This window comes from Pedobacter frigoris, from assembly GCF_032678645.1.
GTDB classification, from domain to species: Bacteria; Bacteroidota; Bacteroidia; order Sphingobacteriales; family Sphingobacteriaceae; genus Pedobacter; species Pedobacter frigoris_A.
The window spans coordinates 255,765-274,173 of record NZ_JAVTSP010000004.1; the positions used below are offsets into that span (position 1 = coordinate 255,765).

At 38.4% G+C, this 18,409-nt stretch carries 19 protein-coding genes; 16 read left to right on the forward strand and 3 right to left on the reverse strand.

The genetic code is table 11. From position 1 onward, the window contains the following. Positions 1–11: 11 nt before the first annotated feature. From R2Q78_RS14525 to R2Q78_RS14590, 14 genes are all read left to right on the forward strand, one after another. Positions 12–1,226 (forward strand): quinol:cytochrome C oxidoreductase, encoded by a 1,215-nt coding sequence (locus R2Q78_RS14525; protein WP_316793122.1) that lies wholly within the window; start codon positions 12–14, stop codon positions 1,224–1,226. Positions 1,227–1,288: 62 nt separating this feature from the next. Then, complete coding sequence (locus tag R2Q78_RS14530) at positions 1,289–2,509, forward strand: cytochrome c oxidase subunit II (protein WP_316793124.1); 1,221 nt, start codon at positions 1,289–1,291, stop codon at positions 2,507–2,509. Between the two features lie 20 nt (positions 2,510–2,529). Next, positions 2,530–4,422 carry a cbb3-type cytochrome c oxidase subunit I gene (locus R2Q78_RS14535; RefSeq protein WP_316793126.1) on the forward strand — a complete coding sequence of 631 codons (1,893 nt, stop codon included), beginning with the start codon at positions 2,530–2,532 and terminating at the stop codon, positions 4,420–4,422. Positions 4,423–4,507: 85 nt separating this feature from the next. Further along, entirely contained in the window at positions 4,508–5,572 is a 1,065-nt protein-coding gene (locus tag R2Q78_RS14540) for a COX15/CtaA family protein (RefSeq protein ID WP_316793129.1), read from the forward strand. 11 nt (positions 5,573–5,583) lie between these two features. After that, a complete protein-coding gene (cyoE, locus tag R2Q78_RS14545; protein WP_316793132.1) occupies positions 5,584–6,465 on the forward strand; it encodes a heme o synthase in 882 nt (293 codons plus the stop codon). 8 nt (positions 6,466–6,473) lie between these two features. Then, the gene (locus tag R2Q78_RS14550) at positions 6,474–7,064 is read left to right on the forward strand and encodes a heme-copper oxidase subunit III (protein ID WP_316793134.1); all 591 of its coding nucleotides are present in this window, start codon (positions 6,474–6,476) and stop codon (positions 7,062–7,064) included. Positions 7,065–7,094: 30 nt separating this feature from the next. Continuing rightward, on the forward strand, positions 7,095–7,802 hold the full coding sequence (locus R2Q78_RS14555) for a cytochrome c oxidase subunit 3 (RefSeq protein ID WP_316793136.1): 708 nt from the start codon (positions 7,095–7,097) through the stop codon (positions 7,800–7,802). Between the two features lie 17 nt (positions 7,803–7,819). Next, positions 7,820–8,179: a cytochrome C oxidase subunit IV family protein gene (locus tag R2Q78_RS14560; RefSeq protein ID WP_316793138.1), complete on the forward strand. Its 360-nt coding sequence runs from the start codon at positions 7,820–7,822 to the stop codon at positions 8,177–8,179. Next, a complete protein-coding gene (locus tag R2Q78_RS14565; RefSeq protein ID WP_316793140.1) occupies positions 8,179–8,886 on the forward strand; it encodes an SCO family protein in 708 nt (235 codons plus the stop codon). The genes R2Q78_RS14560 and R2Q78_RS14565 overlap by 1 nt, the downstream gene beginning before the upstream one ends. A gap of 19 nt (positions 8,887–8,905) precedes the next feature. Further along, complete coding sequence (locus R2Q78_RS14570) at positions 8,906–9,472, forward strand: DUF420 domain-containing protein (protein ID WP_316793142.1); 567 nt, start codon at positions 8,906–8,908, stop codon at positions 9,470–9,472. 124 nt (positions 9,473–9,596) lie between these two features. Continuing rightward, complete coding sequence (locus R2Q78_RS14575; RefSeq protein ID WP_316793145.1) at positions 9,597–9,851, forward strand: hypothetical protein; 255 nt, start codon at positions 9,597–9,599, stop codon at positions 9,849–9,851. Continuing rightward, a complete protein-coding gene (locus R2Q78_RS14580) occupies positions 9,835–10,233 on the forward strand; it encodes a DUF983 domain-containing protein (protein ID WP_316793149.1) in 399 nt (132 codons plus the stop codon). The genes R2Q78_RS14575 and R2Q78_RS14580 overlap by 17 nt, the downstream gene beginning before the upstream one ends. Beyond that, entirely contained in the window at positions 10,230–10,892 is a 663-nt protein-coding gene (locus R2Q78_RS14585) for a DUF2461 domain-containing protein (RefSeq protein WP_316793150.1), read from the forward strand. The genes R2Q78_RS14580 and R2Q78_RS14585 overlap by 4 nt, the downstream gene beginning before the upstream one ends. Positions 10,893–10,916: 24 nt before the next feature. Then, positions 10,917–11,759: a flagellar motor protein MotB gene (locus tag R2Q78_RS14590; RefSeq protein ID WP_316793152.1), complete on the forward strand. Its 843-nt coding sequence runs from the start codon at positions 10,917–10,919 to the stop codon at positions 11,757–11,759. Between the two features lie 36 nt (positions 11,760–11,795). Here R2Q78_RS14590 and rfbC read toward each other — a convergent pair whose 3' ends face one another. From rfbC to R2Q78_RS14605, 3 genes are read right to left on the reverse strand one after another with little or no spacing between them, the layout of a single operon-like run. Then, positions 11,796–12,350 (reverse strand): dTDP-4-dehydrorhamnose 3,5-epimerase, encoded by a 555-nt coding sequence (gene rfbC, locus R2Q78_RS14595; RefSeq protein WP_316793154.1) that lies wholly within the window; start codon positions 12,348–12,350, stop codon positions 11,796–11,798. 5 nt (positions 12,351–12,355) lie between these two features. Continuing rightward, positions 12,356–12,658, reverse strand: coding sequence for a DUF4286 family protein (locus R2Q78_RS14600; protein WP_316793156.1), 303 nt, complete (start codon positions 12,656–12,658; stop codon positions 12,356–12,358). 16 nt (positions 12,659–12,674) lie between these two features. Next, positions 12,675–14,486: a tetratricopeptide repeat protein gene (locus tag R2Q78_RS14605; RefSeq protein WP_316793158.1), complete on the reverse strand. Its 1,812-nt coding sequence runs from the start codon at positions 14,484–14,486 to the stop codon at positions 12,675–12,677. Between the two features lie 142 nt (positions 14,487–14,628). Here R2Q78_RS14605 and R2Q78_RS14610 point away from each other — a divergent pair, with 142 nt between their 5' ends. Next, entirely contained in the window at positions 14,629–16,608 is a 1,980-nt protein-coding gene (locus tag R2Q78_RS14610; RefSeq protein WP_316793160.1) for a S9 family peptidase, read from the forward strand. A gap of 8 nt (positions 16,609–16,616) precedes the next feature. Then, the gene (locus tag R2Q78_RS14615) at positions 16,617–18,287 is read left to right on the forward strand and encodes a HAMP domain-containing sensor histidine kinase (protein ID WP_316793161.1); all 1,671 of its coding nucleotides are present in this window, start codon (positions 16,617–16,619) and stop codon (positions 18,285–18,287) included. The last annotated feature ends 122 nt before the right edge of the window (positions 18,288–18,409 follow it).

The window sequence follows — 18,409 nt, forward strand, 5'->3', positions numbered from 1 at the left end:
AGAAGAAATAAATGGGAACTCATAATTATAATTTAACTGAGCAGTTTGAGTTTACAGGTAAAGCAAAAACTTTAAGCATCATCGCTATCGTAGTAGGGATTGCGGCTATAGGTTTTGGTTTTTCTCAAGAGGCGCTTCATGAGCGTACTTTTGCTAACCTGTTATTAATGGCTTATTACTTCGCTTGTGTTTGCATGTCGGGAGCATTCTTTTTAGCTGTTCAATTTGTTGCACAGGCAGGATGGTCTGCTTCAATACTACGTGTACCTCAGGCTATGGCAAAAACATTACCAATTGCGGTAGTGATCTTAATTGCGGTAGTTGGACTTGGTTTATACACACATAACTTATATCATCACTGGAATGCACCTGGCCTTACTGTAGAAGGTGATCCAAACTATGATAAATTAATTGACGGCAAGTCTGCATTTCTAAATGTGCCTTTCTTTATGGCACGTCAGGTTATCTTTTTAGGGGTATACAGTATCTTTGCTGTATTACTTGCGAAATTGTCTAATAATGAAGATTTAGAAGGAGGATTAAACTCTTATAGAAAGAGCTTTAAATACTCATGTATATTTCTTGTAATCTACGGATTTACTACACCGATATTTGCTTTTGATACAGTGATGTCATTAGAAGCACACTGGTTCTCTACCATGTTTGGATGGTATAATTTTGCCGCGATGTGGGTGAGTAGTTTAGCTACGATCGCTATCATCATCATTCTTTTGAGAAAAGCAGGTTATATGAGCTGGGTAAATAATAGCCACCTTCATAACCTTGGACAGTTTATTTTTGGATTCTCTATCTTCTGGACTTATGTATGGTTTGCTCAGTTTATGCTGATCTATTATGCAAATATGCCTGAGGAGACAGTATATTTTTACAAGAGATGGGAAAATTATGAATTCTGGTGGTATCTGAACCTTGTTCTTAACTTCTTATCGCCTGTATTGCTGTTGATGGACAGAGATAACAAGAGACAAGAGAACATATTGTTAACCGTATCTATTATTGTATTGTGCGGTCACTGGGTGGATTACTATCAGATGATCATGCCGGGTACGGTAGAAGAACACCATGGTTTTGGGGTTATTGAAATCGGAACTGCAGTTGGTTTTGTAGGATTGTTTACCTTTACCGTTTTAAGTGCATTAAGTAAAAAGCCTTTGATTGCAAAGAACCATCCGTTTTTACAAGAGAGTTTAAATCACCACTTGTAATTGGTGGATAGCATAAATAAATAATAGTATAGTAGAAGTACAGTGTTACTACTTTTAAGGAAATGAGTTTAAGAAAATTTATAAGTAATAAAACAATAGCGGCACTAGCAGTGATTGTAACTGCGTTTGCAAGTACGAGTGCATTTGCACAGGAAGCTGCCGCTGCGAAACCAGTGGACATGGGGCCGGTTTATAAATCGGTGATTTTTTACACCATGGCATTCTTACTGCTTTGCTTGTTCATCGCAATCATAGGTAAAGCACTAAAGGTATATGAACTGACCCGTGAGGCTCAGGACAAGCCTAAAGGAATCAACTGGAATACAATAAACGGAGTACTTTTTGCGCTATTCCTTATCGTAGGGCTGTATGGTGTTTACTGGGAATACACAGTTCATGGTAAGATGATCCTGCCAGAGGCAGCATCAGAGCATGGTAAGAAGATTGACCAGATGTTCAACATCACGTTGATCATCACGACAATCGTATTTATCCTGACGCATATTGTGCTATTTGCCTTTGCTTATGTTTACAGATACACTGGCAAAAGAAAAGCTTACTACTATCCGCACAACAATGCGTTGGAACGTCTTTGGACAATCATTCCTGCCGTTGTATTAACAGTATTGGTATTGATGGGTTTCCTTACCTGGAGATCAATATTCTATAAAATCCCTGATCCTAATAATAAGCCATTGAGTATTGAAATCACTTCATCTCAGTTTGCTTGGGCTATCCGTTATTCAGGTGCCGATGGTGTTGTGGGTACGAAAAACTACAAACTGATTACTTCTGACAATGCTTTAGGTATTGACTTTAAAGATAAAAATACACTTGACGATCAGCTTGCTGAAGAAATGGTTCTGCCTGTTAACAAGCCAGTACGTTTGATCCTTACAAGTAAAGATGTTTTGCATAGTTTTTATATGCCTCACTTCAGGGTTCAGTTGAACACTGTACCAGGTATGACTTCTTATTTCGAATTTACACCTACTATCACAACGGAAGAGATGAAGGCTAAAACAAATGATCCTAAGTTTGAATATTTGTTCCTTTGCGCTAAGATTTGCGGTGAAGGTCACTACAAGATGCAAAGAAAAGTAAGGGTTGTTTCGCAACAGGAATATGATACCTGGGTTGCACAGTTGCCAACATATTTAACTGACGATTTGAGAAAGCAATTTAACATGCCTGTAACTGCTGCTCCTGCAACAGCACCAGCCGACACAGCAGCAAAAGATACTTCTGCAGTTAAGACAAATCAAATAGCTTTAAAAAAATAATAATACTGGAATAGCACATTATGTCAACTATATCATTACACGATACACATAACCACGATAGCCATGATGATCATGGACATCACAAAGAGACTTTTTTAACGAAGTACATCTTTAGCCAGGATCACAAGATGATCGCAAAGCAGTTCCTGATAACTGGTATTATCATGGCTGTAATAGCAATGGGCTTATCCATATTGTTCCGTTTACAATTGGCGTGGCCAGACAAAAGCTTCCCTATTCTGGAAACATTTTTAGGAAAATGGGCTGAGGGAGGAAGGATTAAACCCGACTTTTATCTTGCTTTGGTGACGATACACGGTACCATCATGGTGTTCTTTGTATTGACTGCCGGTCTGAGTGGTACATTCAGTAATTTATTGATCCCTCTTCAATTAGGTGCAAGAGATATGGCATCGCCATTCCTTAACATGCTTTCATATTGGTTCTTCTTTACTGCCTGTGTGATCATGATGAGCTCATTCTTTATTCAAACAGGTCCGGCAAGTGCGGGATGGACGGTTTATCCTCCTTTGTCTGCTTTACCTACTGCAATCAGCGGTTCTGGTTTGGGTATGACATTATGGTTAATCAGTATGGTTCTCTTCGTTGCATCATCTTTAATGGGTGGTATCAACTATGTAAGTACTGTATTGAACATGCGTACAAAAGGTATGGATTTATGGAAAATGCCTTTGACAATCTGGGCATTCTTCCTAACAGCTATTTTGGGTATTTTATCATTCCCTGTTCTTGTGGCAGGTGTGGTATTGTTGATCTTTGACCGTAGCTTTGGAACAAGTTTCTATTTGTCTGACATCGTTATGGGAACTCAGGTATTACCTAATGAGGGTGGATCGCCAATTTTATGGCAGCACTTATTCTGGTTCCTTGGTCACCCGGAGGTATATATTGTAATTATGCCTGCATTGGGTATCTCGTCTGAGGTAATCTCTGTAAACTCAAGAAAACCGATCTTTGGTTACCATGCGATGATTTATTCATTGATTGGTATTACTATACTTTCATTTATCGTTTGGGGTCACCACATGTTTGTAACGGGTATGAACCCGCTATTAGGTGGTGTGTTTATGATCACTACTTTGATCATTGCTGTACCTTCAGCAGTTAAAACTTTCAACTACCTGGCTACATTATGGAGAGGTAATATCAAATTTACACCTGCGATGCTTTTTGCAATTGGTTTGGTATCTTTCTTTATCTCTGGTGGTTTGACCGGTATTTTCTTAGGAAATGCATCATTAGATATTAACCTGCATGATACTTACTTTGTTGTTGCCCACTTCCACCTTGTAATGGGATCTGCGGCGATCTTTGGTATGCTTGCAGGAGTTTATCACTGGTTCCCTAAGATGTTCGGAAGAATGATGAGCAGTAAATTAGGTTATTTGCATTTCTGGTTAACATTTATTGCAGCATACCTGGTATTCTTCCCATTACACTTCTTAGGTCTTGATGGTGTACCTCGTCGTTATTATGCATTTACTGAATTTGAGTTCATGCAGAAATGGTTAACCGTGAACGTATTCGTAACATGGGCAGCTATATTCGGAGCATTGGCTCAGGTAGCTTTCTTATGGAACTTCTTCTATTCAATTTTCAGAGGTAAAAAAGCACCTCAAAACCCTTGGGGAGCAAATACATTAGAGTGGACTACTCCTGTTGAGCACCTGCATGGTAACTGGCCAGGTGAAATTCCTACAGTATACCGTTGGCCATATGATTATAGCAAGCCAGGTGCTGAAGAGGACTTTATCCCGCAGACTGTTCCTTTCTCTCAGACTATGAGTTCTAACATGCCTCATGATTTTGAAGGTGATGCTGAATCTGAACGCATACAAAGAGAATGGGAAGCAAACAATAAAGCTGCTGACGATACAGAAAAATTAGACTAATTTATAGTTTATAATATAATGGGGTATCTGCAGTAGGTAAGTACTTACAACAGATACCTCATTTTTTTTAACTCAAATACACACCATGGTTCTTAAATCTGAAAAGAGATTTACCAGGCTAAACCTCATTACTATAGTCGTTACCTTATTGCTGATACTGGCAGGGGGAATCGTACGTAGTACTGGATCTGGTATGGGGTGCCCTGATTGGCCTAAGTGTTTTGATCAATATATACCTCCAACCCATGCTTCTCAGCTTCCTGCCGATTATAAAGAAAAGTATGTTTCAGAACGCGTAGCGAAAAATGAGCGTTTTGCAAAAACTCTGGAAAGAATGGGTAAGGCTCATTTGGCAGATAGCATCAGGCATGATGAATCTATACTGCTTCCAGAGACTTTCAATGTGGCTAAGACCTGGACGGAATATATCAACAGATTAATGGGTGCCATCACCGGTTTTCTTTTATTGGGACTGGTAGTCTATTCCTTTGCTTATGTAAAGTCAGCAAAAAGAGTGATCGTTTTGAGTTTTACAAATTTAATCGTAGTTGGGTTTCAGGCATGGTTAGGATCTATCGTAGTCTCTACGAATTTAATGCCGTGGATAGTTACCGTACATATGCTTCTTGCACTTGTGATCCTTGCTATACTTGTGTATACTTATAACTATACGCAGCAATTGCATAAGCAGACGACAGTGGTTATGGCAAACGTAATCTGGCTGAAGGCAATTATTTTTGTCGCTATTGCAGCTAGTGTATTGCAGATCGTTTTAGGAACTGAAGTTCGTGAGGCTATTGATGCAATCGCGAAAAACCTGCAGTATACCGGTCGGGCAGGATGGGTTGAAATGGTAGGTAAGACTTTTTCCTATCACAGAGATCTGGCGATGTTCGTATTGATATTGAACATCATCATTTATAAATTGGTAAAAGATAGATTTAGTGGAAAAGCAACAGCTTTAATGGTGGCTAATGGAATTGCAATTACATTGATCATTCAGATTGCAAGCGGATTATTATTATCTAACTTTGCACTGCCTCCATATGCACAGGCATTACATATTTTATTTTCTACCCTTTTGTTTAGTTTACAATATTATCTGTATTTACTGGTTTACAGAACGGATACTTATCATCAGGGACATTAATCGTATATAATTTGAAACAGTTTTTAGCAGATTTCTCTAAGCTCATAAAATTCAGACTAACGTTTCTGGTGGTGTTTTCTGCGTCGATTACTTTTCTGATTGGATCGAAGGTTTCGATTGGAGGAGGAGAGGCGCCTGGAATAGACTGGATCAACTGGCTGATACTGATTTCCGGAGGGTTTTTAGTGACGTCTGCTGCCAATTGCTTTAATGAAGTAATTGAGGTGGATTTGGATAAACTGATGACGCGTACCAAGGACCGTCCGATGCCTGCCGGGCATATGACAACTGGTCAGGGACTTGTTTCAGGATTGGTGATGGGCATGTTAGGTACCTGGCTTTTAGGTAAACTGAATATAGAGACTGGGTTATTATCTGTTTTTTCCATTTTCCTATATGCTTTCGCTTATACACCGTTGAAACGTAAAAGTCCGATTGCGGTATTTGTAGGGGCTATTCCTGGCGCGTTACCCCCGCTTATCGGATATGTAGCAGCACATGGAAGAATCGATGGTATCGCTGTAATATTATTTTTGGTTCAGTTCGTATGGCAGTTTCCACATTTCTGGTCCATTGCCTGGGTACTGGATGATGATTATAAAAAAGCCGGGTTCAGGTTGTTGCCTACTACAAAAAGAGATAAAATCAGTGCTTTCATCACATTTTTTAGCACGTTGATTTTGATACCTGTGAGTTTGCTACCTACTTTTTATGGGTTTGGTGGTTATTATATAGCCGGGGTATCGCTGCTGGCAGGGCTGGTATTTGCTTGGCTGGCATTTAAAATGTGGATCAATATGGATTTGGCAAGTGCGAGAAAAGTAATGTTCTGTTCTTTCTTTTATCTTCCATTAGTCCAATTGGTTTTGTTATTCGATTTCATTGCTAAATAAATAAAAAAATGGTACATACATTAAATAAACAAGAAGTGAGTGTAGATGCGGGAGAGGATACTAAACCTAAGAAGTTTATTATGTGGCTTTTTGTGGTATCATCTACAATAATGTTTGGAGGTTTTACTAGTTATTATATTGTGTTTTCGGCTTCAAAAGGCAAAGGACACGGGCTGGTATTACCCAATCTCTTTATATACAGCACGCTGGTATTATTGGCCAGTAGTGTTTGCTTGTTCCTTGCGTTTAAGGCCTTAAAGAAAGGGAGTATCACCAGACAGCGATTGTTGTTGTGGGCTACATTTGCTTTGGGCTTAGGATTTGGATACCTTCAGATAGAAGCGTGGTCTACTCTGGTAAATACAGGAGCTTTTTTTACCAACAATAATGCTGCGATTTCCATGATCTATGTTGTATCTGGATTTCACTTACTACACATCATTGGGGGATTGTGCTTTGTATTATTTGCCCTTGTGGGTACTTATAAAGAGATGTCTTTTGAGAAGCGGAAATACCGGATGGAAATCGCTTCTATATTTTGGCATTTTATAGATATATTATGGATATATCTGTATGTTTTTTTACTTTTGAACAGTTAGATTTTTTAACAAACTATTACTATTTACAAAATGAGTTCATTATCACAATTAGATCAGGTAAAAACTACTCCATGGAGTGGAGGCCGCTCGCCGTGGTCAGTCGAATACGGCAAAATAATGATGTGGTTTTTTCTGGTTTCTGATGCATTCACATTTTCGTCATTATTGATTTATTATGGAGCGCAACGCTTCAGTAAGTTTACATGGCCAGATCCAGATTTGGTTTTCCAATCTGTTCCGGGTTTAGTAGATGGCGGTTATCCACTAGTATTTGTGGGTATCATGACTTTTATCCTGATCATGAGCTCGGTAACTATGGTATTGGCTGTAGAAGCTGGTCATAGACGCTCTAAGAAAGAAGTGATTGGTTGGATGATTGCTACTATCATTGGTGGTTTTATGTTCTTAGGCTGTCAGGCAGCTGAGTGGACCCACTTGTTCCATGAAGGATTTGGTTGGGGTAAGATTCCTAATATGGAAACGCTGCACCATTTGTTTACAGGCGAAGTATCTACTGTATCTGCACTTCAGTTTTCAAATTTATTCTTTACGATTACTGGTTTCCACGGATTCCACGTATTTAGTGGTGTGATCATTAATATCATCATCTTGTGCATGACCATTAACGGTACATTCGAGAAACGCGGACATTACCTGATGATAGAGAAAGTTGGTTTATACTGGCACTTTGTTGATTTGGTGTGGGTATTCGTATTTACATTCTTCTATTTGGTTTAATTATTCAAGAAAATATTATGTCAGAAATACATACAGAACACGGACACGACGATCACGGGCATGGCGAACATGCGGGTTTAGATAAGAAAAAGATTTGGCAGGTATTTGGTATTCTATTGCTAATCACTGTAATTGAATTTATCATCGCTTTATGGGTAATTCCAAACAAGCACATGTCTCATGGAGTAGGTAACTTCATCTACATTGCATTAACATTATTAAAAGCATATTATATTGTTGCTTATTTTATGCACCTTAAATATGAGAAGCTTGGACTTCAATTGTCCTTAACGGTTTCATTTATTTTTATCATTTACTTTATTGTACTGATGCTTATTGAAGGTGGATATTTACACTTACATATGCCATTAGTTTAATGAAGGGAGCTTCAATAAAAAAAGTATTAATCCTGGTCACCATATTAGCGGTACCAGGATTTTTATATTATTTACTTCAGGACCAGGGTAAAAACAGGTATAAGCCATTGCCCTTTTTTGGTAAAAAAGAGGTAGGGAAAACCTTTCATTCTGTACGGGGTAAAATGATCCCTGATACGATTTATCATCATGTTAATGATTTTAAACTCATCAACCAGAAAGGCGATACTTTATCCTGGAAAAACTATACCGGTAAAATTGTAGTATTAAATGTGTTTTACACAAAAGGGGCTACCGATGGTGTGGGTTTTGCAAATAAGGCGATGAAAGCTTTTGATGCAACATATGCCCACAATAAGGCTGTTAATTTTATTGGTCTAACGATAGATCCGGTACACGATACCCCTGAAGTAATTGCCGATTTTGCTCAAAAATTATCAGCTCCGGCAGGTAAGTGGGACATCCTTACTGGTGACAGTACGCAGCTATATAACCTGATCAATAACGGGCTCATCATTGATGCCAGGCAGGAGCCTGTTCGCGGGGAAATGCGATTTGTATACAGTAATATGTTTGTCTTATTGGATACAGAGCGACGCATTAGAGGATATTACGAAGCGACCAGTCAGGAAGCTTTATCTAAATTGGATGACGAAATTAAGGTACTATTGGCAGAGGAGCTAAGAAATACCAAAGACGGGAGATAATCCCCCAAATTATTGAGATATGAATGACAAATTCTTTTTACGCTTAATCTGGATTGTTACTGCGGTAGTGCTTTTAGTCGTAATTGCGCTTAAACTGGTTCCGCCGCCTCAGACAAAACCTTCATTTATTTATTTATTGCCGCATTTAATTGGTGGTATTAATGCAACATGTTCAGTCCTGTTGGTTGTTTCTTTGATTTTCATAAAGAAGAAGAACATTCAGGCACATAAGGTAACCAACGTAATTACTTTCATTCTATCCGCGATCTTTCTTGTTTTTTATATTCTTTTTCATCTGTACGAAAAAGACACCAAGTTTGGAGATATAGATCACAACAATATAGTTGATGCCGCAGAGCTTGCTGCAGTGGGTGCGACACGCTATATATACTTCTTCATTCTTGCTACACATATTATTCTTGCTGTGGTAGTACTTCCTTTGATTTTAATTAGTTTTTTAAGAGGATTTAGCATGGAAGTAGAGCGCCACAGAAAGATTGTTCGCTGGGCTTATCCGGTATGGTTATATGTGGCGGTTACCGGCGTAATTGTGTACCTTATGATCTCTCCGTATTACAATTTTTAGCCAGAGGTTTTAACTGGCGGCTATCGTCAAATTTCCTATTTGATGGAGTGCTCCAGAAAGTGTTTAGCTTTGGGAGCACTACGGCAATTGCCCCTTTTTTGTTTCTTTTACTTATATTTGCGGTATGAAAAAGATAGCATTTGTCTTCATCTTTACAGTATTGTCGTCGATAGCGATTAACAATACAGCCAGTGCTCAATGTGCCATGTGTACTGTTAGTGCTGAGCAGAGCGTAAAGAATGGTAATACGCAGGGTAAAGGTCTGAATTCAGGTATCCTATATCTTCTTGCAATTCCATATCTTCTCATATCCGGAATGGGTGTATTGTGGTATCTAAAATACCGTAAAAAATCGACTGGGTATGCAGGGAACATCTAAGCTCTATGCAATAGTAAAAGGTAAATGTCCACAATGCAGAAGGGGTGACATTTTTACCGGAAGTCTATATGGTTTTAACATACAACGCACCAATACAATTTGTGGTCATTGCGGCTTGCGATTCGAAATAGAGCCGGGTTACTTTTATGCGGCAATGTATGTAAGCTATGCAATGAATTGTGCTGAAATGATTACACTTGGCGTGGCGACTTATATACTATCGGGAGGTAATCTTGAGTTCGAATCACTTTGGCTTTACCTTACTGTTATTTTTACAGGGTGCTTACTTTTGGCGCCATTTAACTATCGTTATTCCCGTGTGATTTTATTACATTGGCTCTCGCCAAAAATAAAATACAAGGCCGTTTACGATAAACCATGATTAAATCAGATACACTATCTTTTATAACTGATGTAGCTCAAAATAATAACCGCGAATGGTTTGCGGAAAATAAAGTCAGATATGAAACTGCGAAGGCAGATGTATTGGCTTTTGTTGATCAGTTGATTCCCAATTTAGCGGCAGCGGATCCAGAGTTTTCTGTGGATACACAAGCTAAAAAATGTCTGTTGAGAATTTACCGGGATGTTCGCTTTAGCAAGAATAAAGATCCTTATAAAAACAATTATGGGATTTATTTTGCGGTAAAGGGTAAGGGGGTAAATGAACCAGGTTATTATCTTCACATTCAACCAGGTGGTTGTTTTTTTGCTGCTGGCGTATGGATGCCGGAAGCTGCCCATCTGAAAAAAATAAGAGAAGAAATAGATTACAATACTTCAGAATTTCTGGATATTATTAATGCTAAAAAGTTTAAAGATCTTTTTAAACTTAGTAAAGAAGATACCTTAAAGAATGCACCGAAGGGATATGAGACGGACCATCCACATATTGACCTTTTAAAGCTTAAAAGTTTCATTGCTACTTTTCCAATTAAGGATGAAGAATTTTTAAAACCGGGAATCGTTAATAAGTTGAAAACTGCTTTCGAAGTAGTTTATCCATTTATAGTATTTTTGAGAAACGCAGTAGCGGAATAACAATCATAAACACCAAACACACAAATGAGAAAAATCAGTTTATTTTTATTTATAGGATTGCTGGCAAGTGCATTCAGTTCTTGTGTAGTCCTTTCCCCAAAGAAGTATAAGGCTTTACTGGCCAAACAAGATTCATTAAGTACCGGATGGACAGAATCACAGTTGATGAATGAAAACCTTGAAAGCCTGATTGCTAAACTTCGCAAGGACACCACAGGATTGAGCAGCGCATTAAATGACCTAAGGAATCAGTATTCTGAAATGAACAGCAACTATGACAAATTGCGTAGTAATAGTTCATCTGAAATTAAAAAGCTTTCGAGCGACTTGGAAAAACGTGAGCAACGTTTGAAAGAAGTGGAGGAAATCCTGCGTAAAAGGGATGCTGCTACCAATCAGCTGAAGGAAAAACTTCAGCAGGCCTTACTTGGTTTTACGAAGAATGGGCTGACTGTTGAAATTAGAAACGGAAAAGTATATGTTTCGCTTACCGACAAGCTGTTATTTCCTTCAGGCAGTATTGTTATAGATGAGAAAGGTAAACAGGCATTGAGCCAGCTTGCGGAAGTATTAAAACAACAACCAGAGATCAATATTGCTGTTGAAGGCCATACTGATTCACAGAAGATCACAAATCTTGGGCAGATTAAAGACAATTGGGATTTGAGTGTTTTGAGATCAACATCTGTAGTCCGGTATTTGACTGAGGTTAGCAAAGTAGAGGCCGTGCGCATGACTGCTACCGGTAAAGGTGAGTTCCAGCCATTAGGTCCAAATACATCGGCGGAGAGCAGAAGTAAGAACCGCAGGATTGAAATTGTGTTGTCTCCGAAATTGGACGAGTTATACGATTTGATAAAGCAATAACATAAAAAGCCCCGGTATATTTACCGGGGCTTTTTATTAAAATGGACTTTTAAAGTCTTTAAATAGCGGTAGCGCAAGATCTTTTTCAGAAAACAGAAAATCTTCAGAGGCTACTTCAGTGCCCCAGTCTATGTTTAGGTCAGGATCATTCCACATGACGCCAATTTCTGAGTTTTTATCGTAGTAATTTGTTACTTTATAGGTAAAGATGGTATCATCTTCAAGTGTCAGAAAGCCATGAAGGAAACCCGGAGGAATCCAAAGTTGCTTATGATTGTCTCCGCTAAGTACAGCATTGTAGCTCTGTCCAAAAGTTGAGGAATCTTTTCGAATATCTACTGCAACATCCAGAACACTGCCTTGAATTACACGTACCAACTTACCTTGTGCAAATGGATCACTCTGTGCATGCAAGCCTCTCAATGCCCCTTTTTGTGAGAACGACTGATTGTCCTGGACAAAGCCTCCATTAATTCCTGCTTCGGCAAATAATTTGGTGCTAAAGCTTTCGTAGAAATAACCACGGTTATCTTTCCAAACCTTCGGCTCAATGACAAGAAGATCTTCTATTGGTGTTTTTGTGATGTTCATAAAGGTTAAGCTACATACTCCATTAAGGTCCTGAAAGAGACAGCCTGATTTGCAAAAAGTTCTGCTGCTTCGGCCTGTAAGTTAGGGGCAAATTGTTGCTGGTAGGTTTGGTAATCTTCCATGCTGTCGGCTACGTATTGAGCACAATAAGTTACGCCGTCATTTGGCGAATCAAGAACCTTAAGCAGACGATGAGATACAAACATGCCGGTGGCCATTACCTGAGGGATATGAATGTCCTGCATCCATTGCAACCAGCGGTCTGCTGATGCATCTTCAATTATTGAGGTTACATTGTATAATAACATTTTGCAAAGATATGAACTATGTGCCAACATTGTCTCCGCGAAGTTTCCTAAAGCGTTTGCGGGCTTCAGTAGTAAACATACTACCCGGATGGTCATTGATTAGCTTTTGGTATTGAATTTTAGCCTGTTCAACATCCTTTAAGTTTTTTTCATAAAGATCTGCAAGTGTAAAGAGGGCATCATCAGCCCAAATACTGGTTGTTTGAGTTTCTGTCAGTTCCTTTAGCATTTTTACAGCATTGCTAATGTCATTACCCTTAATGTATATCCTGGATTTAGCCATCATAATGTCATCGAGAAGACTATTATTTGGGTAAACAATGGCAATACTGTCCAATTTAGCTAATGCCTTTGTTGACAAATTTCTGAATTGCAGCATTTCAGCATCGGCATACATTTTAAGTGCATTAGAGTCTGCAGTGGATTGAAGGTTGTCTGATATAAGCAAGCTTAGGTTTAGCGCATCATTGGCTATTAATTGCGACGTTGAAGCCTTAAGGACATCGGCCTGCGACTTTGCATAAATAAAATTGCCCTGATAGAAAGAAAGCTTTGCCGAACGGTAATGTGCTTCATTTCCGACGGATTGATTTTCAAATTGTTTAGCTACTTGTTCATAAACAAGGAATGCTTCCCAGGGTTGCTGGGTTAAAATATAGATGTCACCCAGCTCGAGTTTCATTTCGCCGATTTCAGTAGCACTTATACCCGATATTGCAAGCGCTGCTTCCAGGGATTTTTCTGCATTTTCTGGTTGATCGAGATAATAGGCCTGAAGGTGGGCTAATTTTTTCAACGCAAAAATTGTTTGCGCGGTCTTTCCATATTCATCGATAATGGAGGTATAGGCTGCTGCAAGATCAGCAATTGCCTTTTTATCAAACTGACCTGCAATTACCAGTTGATATTGTGCATCAATCATTTCTACTTTTGCGGGGAGGAAATAGGGATTGTCTTTGCCTTTACTAATAATGAATTCAAAAGCCTTTATTGCAGTAGGGTAAGCTTTGTTTGTGAGGAAAGTATTGGCTGCATTAAATAATATTGAACCATCGTCTTTGATGCGTTTATCTTGTGCAATTAATTGACGAAGCGCCATTTCATATTCCTGTTGCTGCAGGTATTGCCATATCAGGAGTTTGCTGTAAATTTCTGTTTGAGGATCTTTTTGTATTTTCTTTAGTAATGCGGCTTGCAGTAATTGGTAATCTGCATTGTCTTCGAACACTGTTGAGAGTACACTTTCTGCCTGAGGCAACAATTCCGGCATTTCTGGTAAAGCATTTATATACTCCTGCACCAACATGTTTTTATCCTTCTTAAACCGGTAAATGGTCAGCAGCTCATAGGTAAACATCTTGTCGTTATTTAATACTTTTCTGCCTTGCAGAAAAGTAGACACAGCAAGGTCGTAAGCTTGAAAACTATAGAATTGATTGGCTATTTCACGGATTTTAAATTCATCTGCAGGTAGCTTGTTTAAGGTTTCCATGTACATTTTATTGGCAGCATCAGTTTGTCCTTTTTCCTGATAAACCCTGGCGAGTGCCATGCTATATTGTAGGTTTTGAGGACTTTGTTTAATGAGCTTTTTAATGATTTTTTCTGCATCCTCGTATTTCTTAAGCTTGATTAACGACGAAGCATAAAGGTTAAAATAAGCGTCGTTTTTTGTGTTGTTGAAGAGTTTTTCAAGCAGGATTGAAGCCTCCTGATATTTGCCTTGCTGATAATATTGGAAGGCCAGGGCATCATCCATATTATCCTGACCAATGCAAAACAGGTAGGTCATACAGCATAAAACAATCAGGGTTAATTTCTTCATCATTATGTATTGATCAACGGAGATCCTAAAATAGCAAATTGCCGCTTAAAAATATCTTTATTACCATAACAATAATACTGATGCGTATTTTAAATGTTACTCAGGATTTGTTTTCATATTTGAGGAAATATCTATTTTGAGCTTTATGAATGATAAAAGCTTCAAAGTAACAATGTTGGTGTATAGCCGCTTTACAAAGTTGGTGTTGTGTAGCTTTGCAGTAGAAAATAATATGATGGTCTATAAAAGATACTTTTTCCTTTTCGTAGTGCTGCTGGGCATGTCCTGCAGGCAAGGAGAGGGAGTACGTATTATGCCGGTAGAGGATTTTTTTAAGTCCCAGGACAAGGTGGGTTACAGGGTATCGCCCGACGGAAAGAACTTGTCTTATTTAAAACTTGAGGGTAAGAACCAAAATCTATATATAGAGGATATTGAAACAGGAAAAGACAAGAAGGTCACAAAGTTGAAGGAAAAAAATATCAATTTCTATTTCTGGGTGGGCAATAATGATCTTATCTATTACAAGGAAAATGGAGATGCGCGTAGGGAATCTGACATTTTTATTATTAGTAAAGATGGAAGTAATGAACGACAGCTCACTGAAAATGAAAAAAGCAGGATAAGAGTTCTTGATGATCAGCTTATGGACGATAAGTATTTGCTGGTCTCATCAAATAAAAGAGATTCGACTGTTTTTGATGTTTACCGGCTGAATGTCCGTGATGGTGAGATGGTGATGGCTGCAAAAAACCCTGGTAATATCACAGATTGGATCACCGATGCGGAAGGTAAACTGAGACTTGCAATCAGCAGTGACGGGGTGAATGAAACCATGCTTTACAGGGCAAATGAGGCACAGGCTTTTAAACCGGTGATGACTAATAATTTTAAGACTTCTGTGCGGCCTATTGCCTTTGCTCATAATCAGCCTAATATCATTTATGCGATTTCTGATGTAAACCGTGATAAGGCTGCTTTGGTTGAAATAGATTGTAATACCGGTAAGGAAAATAAGGTTTTGTTTGGTAATGATACCATCAATATAACAGATGCACAGTATTCACGAAGAAAGCAACGGTTGTCTTTTGTGGTGTATGAAACCTGGAAAAAGGAAAAGTACTATCTGGATGATTCTGCAAAAATATTATATAACAATTTAGATAGGCTCTTGCCTAAGACAGAGACACGTATTATGGACAGGGATAAAGCGGAGAATGTATATCTGGTGAGAACTTTTACCGATCGCAATCCTGGATCCTACTATCTGTATACAGCTGAGACCGGTAAACTCAGGAAGCTGAGTGACTTTAATTCGGCGATCAGAGAAGACGAAATGTGTGAGATGAAACCTATCGTTTACACGTCAAGAGACGGGCTTAAAATTCATGGATATCTTACATTGCCGTTGAATAAAAAGGCAGAAAACCTACCTGTAGTAGTTTTGCCGCATGACGGCCCTGTAGGGCGTAATTTATGGGGATATAATCCCGAGGTTCAGTTTTTGGCAAATAGAGGTTATGCTGTTTTTCAGGTAAATTATCGCGGATCTTCAGGGTATGGAAAAGCTTTTATGGCCGCAGGTTTTAAGGAATGGGGCTGTAAAATACAGAAGGATATCAATGATGGTGTGAAGTGGCTAATCAGTAAAAAAATTGCTGATCCTAAGAGAATTGCTATTTATGGAAGTGGGTTTGGCGGACAAATTGCACTGACCGGTCTATATTCAGGTAAAGGAACATATGTCTGTGCCGCTTCAAACTCCGGAATTATAAATCTCTTTACTTATCTTAAGTCGATTCCCCCTTATCTGAAACCCAGTCTCCAGATGTATTATGAGATCATTGGGAATCCTTTGACCGATGTAGAACGGATGAGACAAGCTTCTCCGTTGTTTCAGGTAGATAAGATTAATTTTCCTGTATTTATTGCACATAACACAAAAAGCAGGAACATCAATTCAGGAGAAACGATTCAATTTGTAAAGAACTTACAAAAACGAAATATCAGTGTCAATTATCTGGAGATGGAGGGAGATCCATTTCATGGAAAAAGCGATGAAAGCAGGCAGAAATTTTACCTGGGTTTAGAGGAGTTTTTAGAAGCTAACCTGAAAAAGAAGTAACTTAGGGCATGTCCTCAGAGAAAAAAAGCGGATACCGTAAGAGTTTTTCATTGATTATGACCTTCATCATTATGATGTCGGTCCTTTTTGCCTTTTCATTATTGTTAGCCTACCGTTTCAGTACAAAATTTATTGAAAATGAATTTGTCTCTGAGAAAGTTAATGTGCTGGAGCAAAGTATTAAATCTTACAATGAATTTTTTCAAAAGAAACTTCCCGAAGTATCTTATTATAACGGTTATCTGGATTCTGCTACTGCTTCCAGTTTTGTAGATACAGTATTGCTTGAATATCCATTTGTGGCCAAGGTTATCTTTTACGATTCTGAGGTTCGTAATACTCCTGTGGTAAATGATGGACTCAATATAGGCAGGTTAACCTTTAGTCCTAAAAAGATATATCAGTTTGGGAGTCTGGTACCTGCAGATTCGGTATTGCTTTTTACCAGAGATAAAACAGGGAATTTTAAGGTTGGGGATGATTTTAATGCCCTGGTATTAAAATTGGCTTCTTATATTCAGGGCTTGGATACGAGCAAGGTGCCTAGTCAGGAAGAACTGTTTAGTAACTTTAGCAATGTAAGGGCAAATAAAATCACCTACTTGAGCATACCCACAATCGAGGATTTAAAGGTTTATAAGGCGATGTCGCGCAGGACACTTGATCCTCAGCCGGTTTATCAGCAGGATATGGTCTCGTTTCTTCTCGATCCGTATAAAATAAAGATTGTCAATTCCCGGCCATTATTGTATCAATACATTAAAATAGAGCCTCTGACATATGATCCTCTCGATACATCGGATTCATATATGACTACAGAAATTACGCTACCGGGCCCATTTTCTGATTATAAACTTTATTTTATCTCCTCAAAATCTTTTATAGATAAGGAAATCCTCAGCTATTTTCTACCCATTGCATTGGGTATTCTTCTTTTCTATAGTATTGTTGTGCTCGTTGCTGTTTTAATTTATCGAAACCTAAACATTAATCAAAAGATGTTTAAGCTGCAGTATGATTTTATGAATAACCTGACGCATGAATTTAAGACGCCGGTCAGTGTGATTAAGATTGCAGGCAATAATATAAAAAGTGCAGCCAGCCTGACAGAAAGGGAGTTGAAGATGTATGGGAAGATATTAGACGAGGAAGCCGACAAACTCAATGGTTTGATGAACAAGCTGCTGGCTTTTACCCAAATTGAAAATAAGGCGATAGAACTCAATCAGGATAAGATCAATATTGAAGATTTCATAGAAAGTACCGTGGAATCTCACCGATTAAAGCATCCTGATTTTAATTTTACCTATGAAGTAACGGGATTTAAGACTTTTGTGACAGATCCGGTGTTATTGGGTAGCTTATTTGATAACCTTGCCGAGAATGCATATAAGTATTCGCCGGCAGAACGTAAAAAACTGCACATCAGTGCAAGGTTGATCAAGGGAAAAGTTGTACTTCGCTTTACGGATCAGGGTATAGGTATTCCTGCATCAGAAATTAATAATATATTTAAGAAGTTTTTCCGCATCCAGAATCAATACAACCAAAACGGTAGTGTGGGTTTAGGTTTGGCTTTCTGTAAAGAACTGGTTAACTTTATGGATGGTGAAATTTCCGTTAAAAGTAAAGTAAATAAAGGAACAGAGTTTAAAATTGTACTACCATATAATGATTAATATTGTCTGTTGCGGCGGTCGTCATGCTGAATTTATTTCAGTATCCCGTTTGAGCAGATCTTGAATAGCATATCCGGGATGCTGAAATAAATTCAGCATGACGATATGTATAAATGCGAAGT